General features: G+C 44.3%; 15 protein-coding genes. 8 read left to right on the top strand and 7 right to left on the bottom strand.

Annotation, left to right across the window (positions count from 1 at the left end; translation table 11 throughout):
- Positions 1-56 precede the first annotated feature (56 nt).
- The 5 genes from ABDW16_RS19480 (at position 57) to ABDW16_RS19460 (ending at position 9,061) form a co-directional block, all read left to right on the top strand.
- Positions 57-4,340: a CusA/CzcA family heavy metal efflux RND transporter gene (locus ABDW16_RS19480; protein WP_343672056.1), complete on the top strand. Its 4,284-nt coding sequence runs from the start codon at positions 57-59 to the stop codon at positions 4,338-4,340.
- Between the two features lies 1 nt (position 4,341).
- Positions 4,342-5,487 (top strand): efflux RND transporter periplasmic adaptor subunit, encoded by a 1,146-nt coding sequence (locus ABDW16_RS19475; protein WP_343672053.1) that lies wholly within the window; start codon positions 4,342-4,344, stop codon positions 5,485-5,487.
- Positions 5,488-5,565: 78 nt separating this feature from the next.
- Positions 5,566-6,135, top strand: a complete 570-nt coding sequence (locus ABDW16_RS19470) for a Crp/Fnr family transcriptional regulator (protein ID WP_343672051.1) — start codon at positions 5,566-5,568, stop codon at positions 6,133-6,135.
- Between the two features lie 2 nt (positions 6,136-6,137).
- Complete coding sequence (locus ABDW16_RS19465; RefSeq protein ID WP_343672050.1) at positions 6,138-7,496, top strand: MFS transporter; 1,359 nt, start codon at positions 6,138-6,140, stop codon at positions 7,494-7,496.
- Positions 7,497-7,657: 161 nt separating this feature from the next.
- Entirely contained in the window at positions 7,658-9,061 is a 1,404-nt protein-coding gene (locus ABDW16_RS19460; protein WP_343672048.1) for a S41 family peptidase, read from the top strand.
- A 261-nt stretch (positions 9,062-9,322) separates the two neighbouring features.
- Here the strand turns inward: ABDW16_RS19460 and ABDW16_RS19455 are convergent, their stop codons facing one another.
- Entirely contained in the window at positions 9,323-10,279 is a 957-nt protein-coding gene (locus tag ABDW16_RS19455; RefSeq protein WP_343672113.1) for a PDDEXK nuclease domain-containing protein, read from the bottom strand.
- A 436-nt stretch (positions 10,280-10,715) separates the two neighbouring features.
- Positions 10,716-11,006: a hypothetical protein gene (locus tag ABDW16_RS19450; RefSeq protein ID WP_343672046.1), complete on the bottom strand. Its 291-nt coding sequence runs from the start codon at positions 11,004-11,006 to the stop codon at positions 10,716-10,718.
- Positions 11,007-11,134: 128 nt separating this feature from the next.
- On the opposite strand from ABDW16_RS19450, the gene ABDW16_RS19445 reads away from it, so the two are divergent.
- A complete protein-coding gene (locus ABDW16_RS19445; protein WP_343672044.1) occupies positions 11,135-11,524 on the top strand; it encodes a DoxX family protein in 390 nt (129 codons plus the stop codon).
- Between the two features lie 96 nt (positions 11,525-11,620).
- Positions 11,621-12,343 carry a metallophosphoesterase family protein gene (locus tag ABDW16_RS19440; protein ID WP_343672043.1) on the top strand — a complete coding sequence of 241 codons (723 nt, stop codon included), beginning with the start codon at positions 11,621-11,623 and terminating at the stop codon, positions 12,341-12,343.
- On the opposite strand, the gene ABDW16_RS19435 is transcribed toward ABDW16_RS19440, so the two are convergent.
- Positions 12,309-12,977, bottom strand: a complete 669-nt coding sequence (locus ABDW16_RS19435; RefSeq protein WP_343672041.1) for a DUF1223 domain-containing protein — start codon at positions 12,975-12,977, stop codon at positions 12,309-12,311. The two genes, ABDW16_RS19440 and ABDW16_RS19435, sit on opposite strands and share 35 nt — an antisense overlap.
- A gap of 522 nt (positions 12,978-13,499) precedes the next feature.
- Between ABDW16_RS19435 and ABDW16_RS19430 the strand changes: the two genes are divergently transcribed.
- Positions 13,500-14,402: an alpha/beta hydrolase gene (locus ABDW16_RS19430; protein ID WP_343672040.1), complete on the top strand. Its 903-nt coding sequence runs from the start codon at positions 13,500-13,502 to the stop codon at positions 14,400-14,402.
- 231 nt (positions 14,403-14,633) lie between these two features.
- Here the strand turns inward: ABDW16_RS19430 and ABDW16_RS19425 are convergent, their stop codons facing one another.
- From ABDW16_RS19425 to ABDW16_RS19410, 4 genes are all read right to left on the bottom strand, one after another.
- Complete coding sequence (locus ABDW16_RS19425; RefSeq protein ID WP_343672039.1) at positions 14,634-15,398, bottom strand: LytTR family DNA-binding domain-containing protein; 765 nt, start codon at positions 15,396-15,398, stop codon at positions 14,634-14,636.
- Complete coding sequence (locus ABDW16_RS19420) at positions 15,373-16,389, bottom strand: histidine kinase (RefSeq protein WP_343672037.1); 1,017 nt, start codon at positions 16,387-16,389, stop codon at positions 15,373-15,375. The genes ABDW16_RS19425 and ABDW16_RS19420 overlap by 26 nt, the downstream gene beginning before the upstream one ends.
- 107 nt (positions 16,390-16,496) lie before the next feature.
- Positions 16,497-17,465, bottom strand: a complete 969-nt coding sequence (locus tag ABDW16_RS19415; protein WP_343672036.1) for an alpha/beta hydrolase — start codon at positions 17,463-17,465, stop codon at positions 16,497-16,499.
- Between the two features lie 128 nt (positions 17,466-17,593).
- Complete coding sequence (locus ABDW16_RS19410; RefSeq protein WP_343672034.1) at positions 17,594-18,730, bottom strand: membrane dipeptidase; 1,137 nt, start codon at positions 18,728-18,730, stop codon at positions 17,594-17,596.
- Between the last annotated feature and the right edge of the window lie 115 nt (positions 18,731-18,845).

Here is an 18,845-nt window from a genome sequence, read left to right as displayed (position 1 = left end):
CACAATTACAAAATTTTATGCTGCATGGCGCCCTGCCATGAGACAAACTATTTATTATGTTAGATAAAGTCATCAGGTTTAGTATAAACAATAAACTGGTGATTGGATGCCTCACGGCCATACTCATCGTATGGGGTGTGTGGAGCGCCCTGCGCTTACCCATCGATGCCGTGCCGGACATTACCAATAACCAGGTTCAGATTATTACCAACGCACCTACACTCGCCACCCAGGAGGTAGAGCAATTTGTAACTTATCCCGTTGAACAAAGCATTGCCAACCTGCCGGACCTGGTAGAAATCCGTTCTGTATCAAGGTTCGGTCTATCTGTAATCACCGCTGTATTCGACGATAAGGTAGATGTATATTTTGCCCGGCAACTCATCAATGAACGATTAACGGAAGTAAGAACACGCATACCCGAAGGAGTATCTATGCCGGAGCTGGCGCCGGTGAGCACCGGCCTGGGGCAGATTTATGAATATGTATTACGCCCTAAAAAAGGCAGTGAACATAAATACAATGCTGCCGACCTGCGATCTATGCAGGACTGGATTGTAACCCGCCAACTCTACGGCACACCGGGCATTGCAGAGGTGAATAGCTTCGGCGGCATGCTCAAACAATATGAAGTAGCTGTAGATCCTGACCGCCTAAAGGCCATGAATGTAAGTATCCCGGAAATCTTTACCGCCCTGCAGCAGAACAACCAGAATACTGGCGGTGCTTATATTGATAAGAAGCCCAATGCTTATTTTATCAGGGGTATTGGTTTGGTAACTTCACTGGAAGACATCGGCAATATTGTAATTAAGAACCCCGCTGGCATACCTGTCTACATGAAAGATGTAGCCAATGTGAGATTTGGAAGCGCTGTCCGCTATGGAGCCATGACGCTGAATGGAGAAGAGGAAGTAGTTGGAGGTATCATCATGATGCTAAAAGGGGCCAATAGTGCAGAAGTGGTGAAGCGGGTGAAAGCAAGGATGGAGCAGATTAAAACCGCCCTCCCTGATGATGTGGTGATAGCACCCTACCTGGATCGTACCAGTCTCGTAAACCGTGCTATCAGCACTGTAGAACGAAACCTGGTAGAAGGGGCACTGATTGTCATCTTTGTACTGGTATTATTTTTAGGAAATATACGCGCAGGCATCATTGTGGCATCCGCCATTCCATTGTCTATGCTCTTTGCGTTGGGATTGATGAATGTATTCCATGTATCGGCAAATTTATTGAGCCTGGGAGCAATCGACTTTGGTTTGATTGTGGATGGTTCTGTGATCATTGTAGAAGCGACCCTGCACCACCTGGCAGGGCGCACCACCAGGCAAAAACTGACACAGGCAGAGATGGACGAAGAGGTATTTGTTGCTGCTTCAAAGATCAGGAATAGCGCGGCTTTTGGAGAGATTATTATCCTGGTCGTATATATACCTATCCTCACATTGGTAGGCATTGAAGGAAAGATGTTCCGGCCCATGGCACAGACGGTAGGCTTTGCGATATTAGGTGCTTTACTGCTGTCACTGACTTACATCCCGATGATGTCTGCTTTGTTTTTGCCAAAGCAGATCGCGCAGAAAGTCACCTTTGCCGATAAGATGATTGCATACTTCCAGCGCATTTATAGTAAGGCATTGGACCAGGCTATCCGGTTTAAGTATGTGGTGGTGGGCGTGGCAGTGTTGCTGACAATAATGGCGGTGATATTATTTGCCAGAATGGGGGGGGAGTTCATCCCGCAACTGCAGGAAGGAGACTATGCCTTCCATTGCATCCTTCCACCGGGGTCTTCCCTGAGCCAGAGTATTGAGACCTCTATGCAGGCATCCCGGATATTGAAAACGTTTCCCGAGGTAAAGGAGGTAATTGGTCGTACCGGAAGTGCGGAGATCCCTACCGATCCCATGCCGCCAGAGGCGACAGACCTGATCGTGGTGCTGAAAGAAAAGTCAGCATGGACGACCACGAAAGATTATAGTCAGCTGGCACACCTCATGGAAGAAAAACTGGCCCGCATACCGGGTGTGTTTTTTGAAGCCAACCAACCTATTCAAATGCGTTTTAATGAGCTGATGACGGGCATCCGGCAGGATGTGGCGGTGAAGATATTCGGTGAAAATATAGATACACTCGCATCCATTGCACCCAAAGTAGCAGGTGTGATACAAACTGTGAAAGGTGTATCCACTCCGCAGATAGAGCAGACTACCGGTTTGCCGCAGATCACTATTGAATACGACAGGATCCGTATTGCCAATTATGGATTAAACATTGCTGCTGTCAACAAGGTAGTCAGTGCTGCATTTGCAGGAGAAGTAGCCGGGGCTGTATTTGAAAATGAGAGAAAGTTTGACCTGGTGGTAAGACTGGATAGTGCACACAGAAATAGTATTGATGATGTAGCTAATCTCTTTATTCCATTACCCAATGGCAACCAGATTTTGTTAAGCCAGGTAGCGAATGTAGCCTTCAAAGATGGTCCGGCGCAGATAAGCAGGGAAGCAGCCAGACGCAGGATCGTGATTGGCTTTAACGTGATAGGTAGAGATGTGGAATCTGTAGTGGAAGAGATCAGGGACAAGCTCGCAAAATATCAGTTGCCGGCAGGCTATTACTTTACCTATGGCGGTACTTTTGAAAATCTGCAGCAGGCTTCGGCCCGGTTGCGGATAGCTGTACCGGCGGCATTGCTGTTGATATTTGTATTGCTCTACTTTACGTTTCATTCCTTTAAGCAGGCAGGACTGATCTTTACAGCCATTCCTATGTCTGCTATTGGGGGTGTACTGGCTTTGTTGCTGCGGGGAATGCCATTTTCTATTTCAGCAGGTGTAGGATTCATTGCCTTGTTTGGCGTAGCAGTATTGAATGGGATCGTATTAATCGGCACGTTTAATCAACTGGAAAAAGAAGGGGTCACGAATGTATTGACCCGGATAAGGCGGGGAACAATGGAGCGATTACGACCTGTGTTGATGACGGCTACCGTAGCATCCTTAGGTTTCCTGCCCATGGCATTGTCATCGGGGGCAGGTGCTGAAGTTCAAAAGCCACTGGCCACGGTGGTGATTGGTGGCCTGCTCTCTGCCACCATATTAACACTGATTGTATTGCCCCTGTTATATATGATCAGTGTGAATAAAAAGGTGCTGACATTGCTGGTATTAACAGGTAGTACATTTTCTGTAAAAGCACAGTCACGTATCAGCCTGAATGAGGCTTATGATAAGGCATTGCAGCAAAACCTGCAGATCAGGTCTGCCGACTTACAATTGCAAAAGAGCCGTGCGCTGAGTGGAACAGCTGCTACCATTCCAAACACCGGCATCTTTGCAGAAAATGAAGACCTCAGACCTACAGATTCAAAAGGAATTCTGAAAATAGGACTTTCCCAAACACTTGACTGGCCCGGGCTGTATAAAGCCAAAAAGCAATTGCTGAGTGAGCAATCCAAATCGGCAACATATAATCGTGCCATTAAAATACTGGAAATAAAAAGAGAAGTACAGAGTACCTGGTATTCCCTCTGGTATTATCAGCGCAGGCAGGCACTGTGGACAAGGCTGGATAGTATTTATACTTCTTTGTCCGGCGCCGCTGTACTAAGAGTAAAGACCGGTGAAAGCGCTGGCCTGGATAGCATTGCAGCGATTGCAAAAGCAAAGGAAACCACGGTACAGTTACAGCTCATAGATCGTGATCTGAAAGTGCAGCAGGCGTTGTTGAAGAAATTGCTGAATACGGATACCGTTTATCTGGCAAAGGGCTCCAACATTGAAAAGGTGGCGGTCAACTATGCAGATAGCCTGGCAGCATCCCATCCTTTTATTCAGCAACAGGAACAGAATATTGCGATTGCCAATGCAGAGATCAGGGTAGCGCGGCAAACACGTATGCCTGATTTTCAGGGACGTTTTTTCTCACAACGATTGTATGGCCTGCGTGATCCTTATACGGGATTTTCATTCACAGTAGGTGTTCCTTTGTTTGGCAGAGGTGCTTATCATAATAGTATCAAAGCTGCACAGGTAGAAAAGCAATATCAACAGTCATTGCTGGATTACCAGCAGCAGGCATTGCAAACAGAGCGGCAGCAGGATGTACAGCAATTGCAAAAAAATAAGGAACTATTGGACTATTATGAATCTACAGGTTTACAACAGGCAGAACTGATCATCAAAGCCGCCAACCTCGGTTACCGGGCAGGAGAGATCAGTTTTGCAGAGTTATCGCAATTCCTGGCACAGGCTATCGATATACAACGTAATTACCTGGATGTGTTGAATCAATACAACCAGTCTGCTATTCAATTAAACTTCTATTTAAACAGGTAAAATGAAGAAATTATTTTTCGGAATCATATTGATATTATCTGCTTGTATGCAACGGAAAGAAGAGCATGCGGTGGAGGCTGCACCGGAAACAGCAGAAAATGTGGCTTTCATCACACTGGAACAAATGAAAGCTGTGGGGATTGAGTTGGATACGGTGAGCCGGAAAAGCCTGGTAGATGCTATCAAGTCGAACGGGATGCTCACTGTGCCTAATCAGAACAAAGCATTGGTAACCGCGCTGACCAGTGGAATAGTAAAATCATTGACCGTGTTGCCCGGCGATTATGTAAAGCAAGGAGAGGTAATTGCTACACTGGTAAATCCTGAACTCACAAAGATTCAACAGGAATTGCAAATGACTGTGGCCCAATTGAACCTGGCAAAAATAGAGCAGCAAAGGCAGCAGGAATTGGTAGCCGGTAATGCAGCGCCATTGAAGAACCTGCAAAGGGTAGAGACAGAATTGGCTACCCTCACTGCTACCAGGAATGCCCTGCAGCAGCAACTGGCTACATTAGGTATTTCTCCAATAGCGGTAGCTGGCGGAAAGATCAGTACCACTATACCAATTACGGCGCCTATCAGTGGTACGATCAGCAATGTCACGGCAGAGATTGGGGCGAATGTAGATGCGGCTACGCCGGTGGCGCAGATTGTGAATAATTCTGAATTGCACCTGGACCTGTTTGTGTATGAGAAGGACCTGCCTAAATTGAAACCGCAGCAGGCCATCACTTTTACGTTGACGAACAATCCGGGTAAGACCTATGAAGCAGCAATATTTTCAATAGGCACTGCATTTGAAAATGATACAAAAACGATACCCGTGCATGCTGTGGTAAACGGAGATAAAGCAGGTTTGATAGAAGGGATGAATGTAACAGCAGTAGTAAGTACGGGAGCAGTAAAAGGTCCGGCGGTACCTGCTGCAGCGATAGTCAACCATGCAGGGCAGGATTATGTATTTGTTTTGATGAAGGCAACAAAGGATGGATATGAGTTTGAAAAGTGGCCGGTGGCGAAGGGGGTTACTGACGTGGGGTATTCAGCTATTACAGCAGTGAAGGAGTTGCCGGCAGGTGCAAGGGTAGTATCGAAGGGGGCGTTTTTTGTGCTGGCGAAGTTGACGAATAAGGGGGAGGAATAGGGAGCTGCTATAATAGGGTAAGGAATAACTTGTCAATTGATAATACAGGTTATCGTTCCTTACCCTAATTTTGCATGAATGGAACCACTCATTACGTACCTGCTCCAATTTGGGTACCTGACTGAACAACAGATCGCAAGTATCAAAAGTAAAGCACAGTGGAAAAAGCTCCCCAAAGGAGCCAGTTTCTCCGAAGCCGGCAAGGTATCCGGTGAAATAGGTTATGTGACCGAAGGGGTGTGCCGTATCTGTTATTATAACAAAGCCGGAGAAGGGTTTACCCGTTATTTCGTATATGAAGACCGTTTTGCTGCAGACTTCAGCAGTTTCCGCGACGAGTTGCCGGCATCAGAATATATTGAAGCGGTGACAGATTGTACATTGCTGGTGTTTTCAAAAGCCGATTTCGACTATCTCGATAAAGCTGTTCCTGGCTGGAAAGATATCTTTGCCAGGATCACAGCTTCTGTACTGGAAAGCAAGATGAAAGCCGCCAGTAATATGCTGGTGCAGGATGCACAGTCCCGCTATTTACATTTTATAGAATACTACCCGGGATTAGCCAACAGGGTACCACAGGCTATGCTGGCCTCCTACCTGGGTATTACACCTTCGTCGTTAAGCCGTATCAGAAAATCCCTCATGTAATCATGACCGTCAGCACCAGTTTTAGATGGATCACAGCTGTAACCAGCCTTGCTTTTGTAGTTGCACAATTAGATGTTTCCATTGTCAATATCGCCTTACCCGAAATAGCTAAGACATTCAACGCAGATATGAGTATGCTGCAATGGGTAATAGATGCCTATGCACTGGCCTTTGCCGTACTAATGTTATCAGCAGGGAACCTGAGTGATTTGTTTGGGGCAAAGCATGTATTTCAGTGGGGGATGCTCATATTTGGTGTTGCTTCTGTTGGTTGTGGTTTTGCAGGTACAGCAGGAATGCTGATTGTATGGCGGGTGGTGCAGGGAATTGGCGCGGCTACCATGATTCCCAGTTCACTGGCTATCCTGAACCAGCGCTTTGCCCATATGCCTGCTATTCGTGCAAGGGCAGTAGGCTTGTGGACGGCAGCAGGGAGTGCGGCGATTGCTGCGGGGCCTATTGTGGGAGGTGTCATTATATCGGTGAGCAACTGGCGCTATATCTTTTTTGTAAATGCGCCCTTGTGTATAGCGGGGATGCTGCTGACTATAAAATTGCCGGAAAATGAATTGGCGGCAGTGAAAAAGAAAATAGATTTCCCGGGTACCATTGCCTGGATGATTGCTATTACTACCCTCATTGGCGCCATCATTGAAGGCCCCAAACTGGGTATTACGCATCCGTTGATTTACGGAGGATGTATGTTGAGTGTAGTAGCGTTGATTGTGTTTATTGTACTGGAAAAGAAAGGCAGTCATCCGATGTTGCCATTGTACCTTTTTCATTCAGCGTCATTCAATGTGTTGTTATTGCTGGGGGCTTTATTGAATGGGTTTTATTATGGAACGGTGTTTATATTAAGTTTGTACCTGCAAAATGTATTGCATTATACATCTTTCACTGCAGGGTTTGCATTTTTGCCACTGACGATTGGTTTTGTTATTTCCAATTTAGTGAGCGGGTGGGTGATCAACAGGTATGGTATTCGTAAGCCTATTCTCGTAGGATTGGGGATGTTCGCCCTGGGGTTTGCAGGTTTGCTGGTTGCGGGGAAGGATACGCCTTACTGGCAGTTGTTCCTGCCTTTCCTGGTTATCCCGATGGGAATGGGACTGGCGGTGCCTTCTATGACTACGGGTATCTTGTCTGGTGTAGACAAGCAATTGTCAGGAACGGCATCTGCAGCCCTGAATACGGTACGGCAGGCAGCGGGTGCTACAGGTGTGGCGATTTTGGGTGCAGCTGCTGCGGGCGGGGGGATGGCCATTCTGCATGCGATATCACTGAGTGTATATGTGGCGGTGGTATGTACTTTTATTTTGATGATATTGATTTATATGAAGCTGAGCGCGCGGCATTAGATATGGCCGGCCGCAGGCCCCGGTGGGAAAAGATAAAAGCAGCGAAGCTGCCACAGTATCTTTTTGTGGGCGTTTGCAATAATATTCCTATCTTGGTTATCAAAGACACGCGTGTAGGGACACACGCCAATAACCTGATTAAACCATTTTGTTATACCGTCATGAAATCGACAATCCTTGTACCATTATTCGTATTGTTAGTCGCCGGTGCCCAGGCCCAACAATGTAATTGTAAGACCAGTTTTGAATGGGTAAAGAAAACATTTGAAGAGAATGATGCCGGCTATGCCCATATTGTTAAGTTAAAAGGGCCGGAGGCGTACAAGCTGCATAACCAGTTAATAGCAGAAAAGGTGCAGCACATCACAGATGTTGACAGTTGCATCGGCAAGTTACAGGACTGGGTACGTTTTTTCAGAACAGATCATTTCCGGTTTACGAAAACAGCGGAAACCGCACCGCAAGCAGGTTTTAAAGTAATTCATGATAACAGGTTCTCCCCGGAACAGTTTAAACAATACCTGAAGCAATCTGCTGATAGCATAGAAGGTATTTGGGAATCTCCCGGCTATACCATTGCTGTTCAAAAACAAAACAATGGCTATAGGGGAATCGTCATGGCGGCTACTGTGGCCAACTGGAAACCGGGAGATGTAAAATTCGACGTAGCTGCTGATTTTAAAACGGCTACCCGCTATAATCAATCCACAGCGATAGTAGTGAAGAAAATTCAATTCTTTGGTAAAGGGAAAAGCATCCTGCAACTGGACAACTTCTTCCTGAAACGCAGTACCGCCGATGCTGCAGCCAACGAATACTATCGCTTAAAAACAAGTCCGCTGCCATTTGGTTATAAGAGAGACAGTAATACCGTATATGTGCACATCAATTCATTCAATTATGAAAACAAAGTCGCGATTGACAGTGTATTGAAAAGTCTGCATACCGTTATTACATCCACCCCTAATCTCATCATTGACCTGAGAGATTGCCAGGGGGGTACGGATGAAAGTTTTAGCAACCTGGTGCCATATATTTATACCAACCCTATTCGCAGTGTAATGGCGGAGTTCTATTCCACCCCCAGGAATAACCAGATGTGGAAAGATGTAGCCAACAGGGAGGGACTGGACCCGGAAGAAAAGAAAACCTACCAGCAGATAGCTGAATTGATGAACAGCAAACTGGGAGAGTATGTCAATATCTTTGGCAAGGATGTGGAGGTGACAACGAGGGCGAAGGTGCTGCCTTATCCGCAGAGTATTGGTATTATTATTCATGAAAACAATTTCAGCACTACGGAAGAGTTTATCCTGAAAGCGAAGCAAAGTAAGAAGGTAAAGTTTTTTGGGCGGAAGACGGGTGGTGCGTTGGATGTGTCTAATATGGTGGAGGCGAAGGAGCCAGGTGGGAATTTTATTTTTGAATACTGTATTTCCAGGTCTTTGCGTATTCCTGAGTTCCCGGTAGATGATATGGGGTTACATCCTGATTTTTATTTGGACAGGGCTATTCCGGAAACGGAGTGGGTAGATTATACTGCTATGATTTTAAATGCAAAGTAGCTTTATCAGGTATCGGAACTAGTCTCGAAAATAAATGAACCTACTGAGAATTGTTTAAATGATGATCTGTCTTCATCAGGTATCCGAATTAAAAGAAGCTGCTTCATAAATAAATGAGCAGCTTCTTTCTTGTGCCGGGTAGTGGAGCATTTTTGGATCAAATTACGGTGATTAGTAACTAGTTATGAAATGACAACAACGGTAATTATTCGTATCCATTTGTCTATAAAAAATGCTAATGAAATATTCATTCTGGGGTATTCAATTCAATATTTTTTTTCGTTCGATTCTTTCCCTGGCTTCAATTAAAATAGAATGTATTTTTTTCTCCAATTCTTTTTTAGGAGGTAATTCCGTCCAGTATTCAGCTACCATTATACCATCTTTGTGCATTTCCAATAATTCTACTTGTTCACGTCTGCTTTCGGCACATAAAATTAAGCCTATTGGTGAGAGCTCTCCTTCTTTCTTTTCGTACCTATCCAACCACTTCAAATACAATTCCATTTGCCCTTTGTGTTGGGCTTCAAATCTCCCAAGTTTTAGTTCAATGGCCACTAAGCGTCTTAAATTCCTATGGTAGAATAAAAGGTCTAAATGAAAATCTTCCCCGTCAATAATCATTCTTTTCTGACGTTCTATAAAAGCAAATCCTTTCCCTAATTCCAAAATAAACGCTTCCAGTTCACGAAGTATAGCACTTTCCAGGTCTTTTTCCAGATATGTGTCTTGTAATCCTAAGAAGTCCAAAAAATAAGGGTCTTTGAAATTGTTATAAATAGCCGGATGATTGCTGGTATTTTGTGTATTCGCGATATCAGTGCGTTCAAACGTTTTGGTTGAAATTTGTTTTCGTAAATCTCTTATACCTAATGCCTGATCAGCAGCAACACGCGCATAGAATAGTTTAGCCTCCCAATTTTTTAGTGGTAATAATTCCACAAAATGTGACCAGCTCAACTGTTTTGACAATAATGATATAGGCTCAAAGTCTGTAAATTGTTCTGCAAATTGCATCATTCGCCTTAAATTCCTTTCTTCGAAGTTCCTTCCATACTGAGCCTTCAATTGTGTCGACAGTGTCGACACAATTTGTTTTGCATATTCAGCGCGTTTACTTTGGAGAATTTCTTTGTTAATACGGGTACCAATATGCCAGAAAAGTGTTGTAAGTGAACTATTAGCCTGCGCCACTAATTGTTTCTGGCTTTGTTGAATAAGCAGCGAAAGCTCATTTAACAGAGAATTTTCTATTGATTGTATGTTTTTTCTTTAGCCATGTTCTGATTTATTAACTATACTTAGAAGCACTCACACGTTGTTTTGAATAATGGAATTTTATGAAAAATATATAAAGTTAAGCACTTTAATTAACCAAAGCATTAGTGGAAAGGAGATTGTGCCACAATCTGTGGCACAATTATCAAGTTGTTATTTAAGGCTATAATTACAAAGTTAAAGATGTTGCTATTGCTATTACTTATGCAAAATGCTATCCCTATAAAATGAGTAGTCCCGGAGATACACTCTGCTTAGAGAGAATTGTTTTATAGGAATAATAAAGGCCGGTTCCTAAGAACCAGCCCTTATAAATCTTTTTTATTCTTTTTCTCTCAAGGCTTGTTTTTCAGCATAAAATACAGTTTCTTTTAATTTACAGATTATTCAGTAACTCCCTTGCCTGATTCAACTCATAATCCAGCTCCTCCGCCTCATCCTCTGTCAGGATCGCTTCAATCGCACGCTCCAGGTTCCTGCCAGCAGCCTCCTCATCTCCTAAATTAAAAAAATATTCACCCAGTACCACACTGGTCCTGACCACATGTACCTGGTCATTATTCTGCATACTGGTCAGCAGTACCTTTTCCAGCAATAAAAGGGCCTCTTCTTCCCGGCCGGCATCCAGCAAGCGAATGGCTTGGTTAAATTCTAAATTCAGTTCCATAGTACAATGGTACTTAATTTTTATGAAATGAATTGTCCGGCTCCCCCCTCAATATGTCTATCCCAAGGGAATCATCCTTTCCTACCCGCCCCGTTTGCCCCACCTTTGGACCATAAAACAATAACAACATGACTCCTAAAACTGTAAACGCAATCTATTGGACAGGTATAGCTCTCACCTCTTTATGGTTTGGTACCAGTGGTGTTTGTGAACTGACGAACAACCCCCTGGTATGGAATATCACTTTACAATTGGGCTATCCGCCGCATTTTATTTATATACTGGGTGTAGCAAAATTATCCGGTATTGCTGTGCTCCTCATTCCAAATAAACTGAACAGGTTGAAAGAATGGGTATTTGCAGGCATGTTTTTCGATATCATTTTTGCCTTTGGGTCTAAATTAGCGGTGCTGGGGGCGGCGGTTACCGTGGACGCGGTGGTGGCATTTATCATGGTTGGGGTTACATACCTGATGTTCAGAAAACGAATAGAACTCGTAAATAGATGGGCCATTTGAGAATTGGATAAATGGAAACTGAATCCATCAGGTATCCGAATTAAAAAAGGGTTGTATCGTACTGATGATACAACCCTTTTTTTTTACCTTTAAATTATGAAAGCATATATCACAGATAGCCATTTAGGTCAGGAATTGAAAACAGAAAATGGAATCAGTTATGTCAATAACCCAACTGCTCATACGAAGAACTTTGAAATGATCCTGGATGATATAGCAGAGCGGGGGATCCATGAAATTGTATTCGGAGGGGATATCGGATCAGTAGAGATGAATAAATGGTTCTTTGATGTAATTGCGCAGAGAGGGCTTTCATTGTGGATGGTATTAGGAAACCATGACACATTTGCAGAAGTAAGTCAATACTATCGGGAGCCTGCTAACTATATTAAAGAAGATGTCCAGTTCAGGTATATCATCCTGGATACCTCAGATAATAAGATAGATGCCGATCGTTTAAATTGGGTGAAACAGATGCTGAATACAGAAAAAGAAATTATCCTTTTTGTACATCATCCAGTATTAGCGATCGATACGCCTATTGAACAATTAGGTGCTGCACTGAAGGACCGGGATGAGTTGAAAGCGGTGCTGAAAAGCATCGATAAGAAAGTGACCGTTTTTTGTGGTCATTATCATATGATAGATGAAGCGGAAGAAGATAATATTTATCAATATACCACACCAGCCGTCTCTTACCAGATTGGAAAAGAAACGGCTGATGTGGAAATTGATCAGACAGTATATGGATATAGAATTATTAATACAATAGGCGGGGAAATTACTACAGAGTTGGTGTTATTCTTGACACAGCCGTAATCTCACCCGTAGACGGATTTTGCACCATCGCTATGATCTCATAATCCTGTAAATTAAATCCGTCAGGCAAATCAATCGCCTCTTTCCCTTTTACCAGCCGTAGGCTCCGTACAATTTGAATATGCGAAAGCGTACGGCCTTCATTTTCCCCTCTTTTTACCTGGCTGACCGCATGTTTCTGTACAATTGCAATCAATATGTTTTTCTGATTCACCGTTAGTTTACCGCCCCGTATAGTTCCCTGCACATTCAATGTTGTCTTCGCCGGTTTTGACAACGCCGCATTGATAGTTTTATTAACAATAGCTGCATCACTACCTACGCATTCACTCGTGCCATTCATGACCAGTTGTGGTGTATATACCTGGCTGGAAAGGAACCGGCTATACTGGTATTGTCTTTCTGAAAACTGATGACTGCTAAATGGATCTTTCCATCCCAGGCGATCCCAGTAATCTACATGGTATTCCAGTATGTAAACTGGTTTATCAGTTTGTATACTGGCTAATAATTCTTCTGCCGGCGGACAGCTGGAACATCCTTCTGATGTAAATAATTCAAGGACGATAAATCCCTGTGAAGACGCTTTGAATGATAATAACGTCATGGCTGCTAATAAATAAATCTTTTTCATGTGGTAAAATTATTTATCAGACAGTCCAAAGGTAAGTACGAAACCCGCAAAGTGGACATATTCAACCGTCAATATTTCGGGACCGGGAATGCCTGACCCAGGAATCGCTTTGCCTAACTAAATTATTTACTAGACAGTCCAGATACAAGTACGTACCCGCCCGGTGAACATATTCAACCGTCAATATTTCAGGACCAAGAACGCCTGATCCAGGAATGGCTTTGCCTAACTAAATTATTTACTAGACAGTCCAGATACAAGTACGTACTCGCCCGGTGGACATATTCAACCGCCAATATTTCGGGACCGGGAATGTCTGACCCAGGCATCGCTTTACCTAACTAAATTATTTATTAGACAGTCCAGATACAAGTACGTACCCGCCCGGTGAACATATTCAACCGTCAATATTTCGGGATCAGGAATGTCTGACCCAGGAATCGTTTTGCCTGCCTGAAGGCTTTGCTACTGGACTCCTGCAGCTAGTTGTCTCACATTTGTACCTCATTAAAACCTTAACAGATGAAGCTTTTAACAATTGCCGTACTAAGCCTGAGCCTCTTTGGATGTGAAAAGAAAAACACACAACCCTCAGATTACCACCAGACCGCTAAAACAAAATTTATCGAAGCCAATGGCGTAAATTATGCCTATCGTGAGTTGGGAAATCAGTCAGGTACACCCGTGCTAATGATCTCACCACTTGGCAGCAATATGGATGACTGGGACCCTGCTATCACCAATGGCCTCGCTGCAAAATACAAGGTTATCCTATTCGACCTGCCCGGAGAAGGTGCTTCCAGCGGTACTACCCCAAATAATATCGCAGATATGGCGAGCAGTGTCACCACCTTTATTCACGCGCTGGGATTACAAAAGGTAAACATCCTCGGATTTTCTTTAGGTAGTTTTATCACGCAGCAAATTGCATTGACAACACCTGCAGTCATCAATAAGATGATATTGACAGGTACCGGCCCCAAAGGTGCAGTAGGACTTTCGAACCTTCCTTCCCTGTTAGCAGCCGGTGCAAACCTGACAGCGGAAGAGAACTTTTTAAGATTTGGATTTACGACTTCCGAGGCCAGTCTTGCCAAAGGCAAAGCCGCCTGGCAGAGGATTCAGGCCCGAGTACTGGACCGTGATGCTGCTGTGTCTCAGGCCAGTGCCACTGCACAGGTAACGGCGGTATTAGGATGGGCACAACCATATGCCAATGCTGCTGCGGAGTTAAAAACCATTAACCTGCCGGTATTGATCATCCAGGGAAAAGAAGATGTACCAGTGCCTGTAGGGAATGCAGAATTTATGGCAGAGAATATGCCGGATGCACAACTGGTTGTTTACCCGGATGCCGCACATGCTGCCTTGTTCCAGTATCCAACTGAGTTTGTACAGTCGGTGATTACCTTTATTGAGCAGTAAGAACACAAATAAGAAGCGGACGTGAAAAGACAAATGAACCTCCTGAGAATCGCTTAAAACGATAGCTGTCTCCATCAGGTAACCAAATAAAACATTCATGAAAGCGGGAATTCACCAACAGGAATGAAAACCATTTTTAGAAAAAAAAGCTGTTAACTTCTTTTGAAGAGATATGCTCCCAAAAGTGTATAAGCTTTTGGGGGCATATCAAAGTTACCGGCTCTTTCATCCTTATCTCTCCTCCATCCATGTTAAGAAATTATGCGACTTCTCCTTATTAATCAACAGTTTCTCTGGCGTCTCAATCACCAACTTCACATACAACTTTCTCAAAAAATAAGGCTCTACTTCTTTGATCGCTTTAAAGTTCACAAGATATTGCCTGTTCACCCGAAAGAATTGTTTGCCAGACACCATCCCCGCAATCTGATCCAGCGACTGGTTAATAATAAACTGCTCCTTATCAAAACACACGATAATAGTACAGTCATTTTTGATAAAGAAATAAGCGATGTTATCTACCTGTACAGTCGTATACTTCTGGTTTTTGAAAACAAGAAAACTTGTTTTAGTCGCTGCCGGTGCACCCAGCTTAGACAATAAATCCCCCAGGTCAGGCATTACCTTTTGCTGAAAGAAGTTCTTTAACTCATCTACCTTTTTCAGTGCTTCCTGGATATCTTCTTTTGAGAATGGCTTCAATACATAATCTACACCATTGTTTTTAAAAGCATCGAGAGAGTATTCATCAAAAGCAGTACAGAATACCACCGGGCAACTAATACTAACAGACTTAAATATTTCAAAGCACAACCCATCTGCCAGCTGAATATCCATAAAGATCAGGTCAGGTTGCCCGCCGGTAGATAATGCTGCTACAGCGCTTTCCACGCTTTGGTACTGCCCGGCAATTTTGGCTTCAGGTTTTAGTTTTAGAATAATTTGCTCCAGTGACTTCGCAGTTCTTAATTCATCTTCTATTATCAGAATATTCATAAATCAACGGCAGTTTGATTTGAAAGATAGTGTCGGTTTTAATAATGTCAATATGTTTTTGTAGGAGGTGGCTATAGCGCAGATCGATGTTTTTAAGTCCTACGCCCAGTGAATTATTGTCTCCAACTTTCGGTTGTAACTGGTTTTCTACCACGATTTTTTCCTCTTCTTCATAAATGCGGATATGTAGTGGTTTTTGTAAAGACACCACATTGTGCTTGATACAGTTTTCTACCAGTAATTGTAAAGTAAAAGGAGGAATGAGGGTCTTTTGCACCCGCTCATCCAGGTCGTTGGTAAAAGTAAAACCTGCATCAAACCGGGCCTTTTGTAAGAAGAGGTAAGCATTCAGGATCTCCATTTCGTCATGAACATGAATGAGGTCCAGCTTCCGGCTTTCTAAAGTAAACCGGTAGAAGTTGGACAGTTTGATGATGAAGTCAATAGCTTCTTCATCGCCGGTTTCGACCATTGCTTTCAGTGTATTCAGACTGTTGAAGAGAAAGTGGGGATTGACCTGTTGTTTCAGCAATTCATACTGAGCGCCGAGGTTATCGTTTTTAATGCGTTCCAGTTCCATGTTCACATGCTGGTTTTCGTAGTTCTGTTGCAGCAGGTGCAGGAACATGTAGAACACGAGGTTGATGAGGATGCCCCGTACTTCTACCATGAGCATGACGGGGCCAAAATTGATATGAGAGAGGATCAGTTGCTGGATCCATGCGAGGCCGAACATGACTATCATGCCAAAAACCAAACTACTTAGCAGTTTGGTGTAGGAGATGCTTTTTTGCTGTGGCAGTCTGCGTAGCAGGTAAATATTAAAATACCACATGAGCACAGCAAACGCTCCTGTAATGGCAGCATTGACGATCGCTTCCATGGCATTGAAGTGTTGCTGTGCTATTTGTGGTACTGACGATAACAGGCCCAGAAAAATCGAACTGATCCAGATAGTCGCGTGTGATATTTTTAATTTAGTTTGCTTCATTCGTGCTTAAAGATATATTATTTGCTTCGATGATAGCATTAGCAAATGCGACAGGTGCCTCCTGGGGAAGTTGTGACCGATGCCACTGGGGATGGTATGGAGAGCATTTAGTTTGCTTCATTCGTGCTTAAAGATATATTATTTGCTTCGATGATAGCATTAGCAAATGCGACAGGTGCTTCCTGGGGGAAGTTGTGACCGATGCCACCCGTGATGGTATGGTGTGCATAAGGGCCTTTGAACTTCGCTGTATATTGGGCCGGATCGGGGTGCGGAGCACCATTGGCATCACCTTCCAATGTCACGGTGGGTACGGTGATGACTGGGGCAGTAGCCAGTTTGGCTTCTATAGCATCGTATTGTTTTTCTCCTTTGGCAAGGCCCAGACGCCAGCGATAGTTGTGGATGACGATGGCTACATGATCCGGGTTGTCAAAGGCAGCGGCAGATTGTGCATAAGTAGCCGAATCAAAGTGCCATTGCGGAGATGCCAGTTGCCAGATGAGTTGATTGAATTCGTGGGTATTGGCAGCATACCCCTGCTGACCTCTTTCGGTGGCGAAGTAGAACTGGTACCACCAGGCCAGTTCAGCTTTGGGTTTTAAAGGAGCCTGATTAGCCTGCTGACTGCCTATAAGGTAGCCGCTCACAGATACAAGGGCGGTACAGCGGTCGGGCCATATAGCAGCAATGATGTCGGCAGTTCGGGCACCCCAGTCAAAGCCACCGATGATAGCCTGCTTTATTTTGAGGGCATCCATAAAGGCGATAATATCGCTGGCAAGAGCCACCTGCTGGCCGTTCCTGGGTGTATTGGGCGAGAGAAAGCGGGTAGTGCCATACCCCCTTAAATAAGGTACAATAACCCGGTATCCCTTACCGGTTAGAATCGTGGTCACGCTGTCAAAGCTATGGATATCGTAAGGCCATCCGTGTAATAAAATTACTGGTTTGCCATTGGCAGGGCCACTTTCTGTATAGCCGACGTTGAGTACCCCAGCGTTGATTTGTTTGATGGATTGTGCTTGTAAAGAGGAGACGGAGAGGAAGAGCAGGACGATGAATATATTTTTCATGATGAGTTGTTTTGATTGTGAATCAAAGGTATCATCCTGGTACCCTCCTGAAAAGGAGCAATCCCCCGAACCGGACAAATGAAGTGGCCAGTTAGACAGGGGATATGCAATACGTGCTCTTTAGTGTATTATTTCTTAGTAGCGGCGTCGAATACGCGGCAAAAGTTGCCACCGCCTATTTTGCCTATTTCCTCTTCATTGAAGCCGGTTTTGAGCATAGCATCTACAACGGCATAGTAGAAGCCTACATTTTGATCGGCCCATGCAAGGTTAGTGCGTTCGCCAATGCGTCCACGACCCCATTCACTCCCCGGCTTACGATACGCCGCTGTCATCTTCGTATCCGTACCAATACATACATGCTCTACCCCCACGACATCTACCAATGCCCTGATATTTTGTGCATATTCCAACGGTGTATCTGCCAGATGCGTCCACACGCCAATCACACCACCCGCATCCGCTACAACTTTTGCATTCTCTTTACTGATGAGTCTTTTGTACATCATCTTTGCAAAACCAGGGTTGTTTCCCAACCGGGTATTCAACCCTGTATGAGAAATAAACACCGGCTGTGCGGCCACTTTCAGTGCCATCGCCACTGTATTGCCGTCACAATGCGCGAGGTCTACGAGGATACCTAACCTGTTACATTCTCTGATCACGTCTGCACCAAATTTGGTCAGACCACCAAACATAGGTTCATTGGTATACACATCTCCCAATGGTACGGATGCATCGCTGTCATGTAATAATGTAAGGTGACGCAGGCCGCGCTGATAACCTGCTGCTACTCTGTCCAGCTGACCTTCCAGCCAGTGTGCGCCTTCTACAGACTGAATGACGATGGGCTGTTTTTTCTTCTTTGCTTTGCGAAGATCTTCCATGTTCAATGCCCGTTTCAGCTTGTTTTTTGCCAGATCAGCATCCATGGCTGTGAGGCCATTCAGAAAGCGATTATAGGCTTCTCCGGGAGTGGTTAATTTTTGGTAGTCAACGGCAAAGGTCATGCAGATAGCAGATAAGCCGGAGCGGTTTATTTCTCCTGCCAGGTCAATGTCGGGGCCCGGAATATCTTCTTGGGTCAAAGGAACGTCTATGTGATTATGTGTGTCAATACCGTAGGTGGCTGCTACTATAGCGGCAACACGTGGGTCTATGTCACTGATAGCCCATGATGATAAGGGATGTAGCATAATGGCTGCCCCTGTCCCGGATATGGCGGTCAGGAATTCCCGACGGGACCATGCTGATAGAGATTTCATTGTTATGTCCAGTTAAAGGGCGCAATTTATGGAAAAGGGGGGGGTACAATCTGTTAAAACAGAAGACCGGTAAAAGCCTTATTTTACTGGTATTGCCATAAGTAGTTGAGGTGTA

The organism is Chitinophaga sp. (genome assembly GCF_039596135.1).
Lineage (GTDB): Bacteria > Bacteroidota > Bacteroidia > Chitinophagales > Chitinophagaceae > Chitinophaga.
Note: the sequence above shows the minus strand (reverse complement) of the source record. Positions and strands in the feature narration are given on the sequence as shown.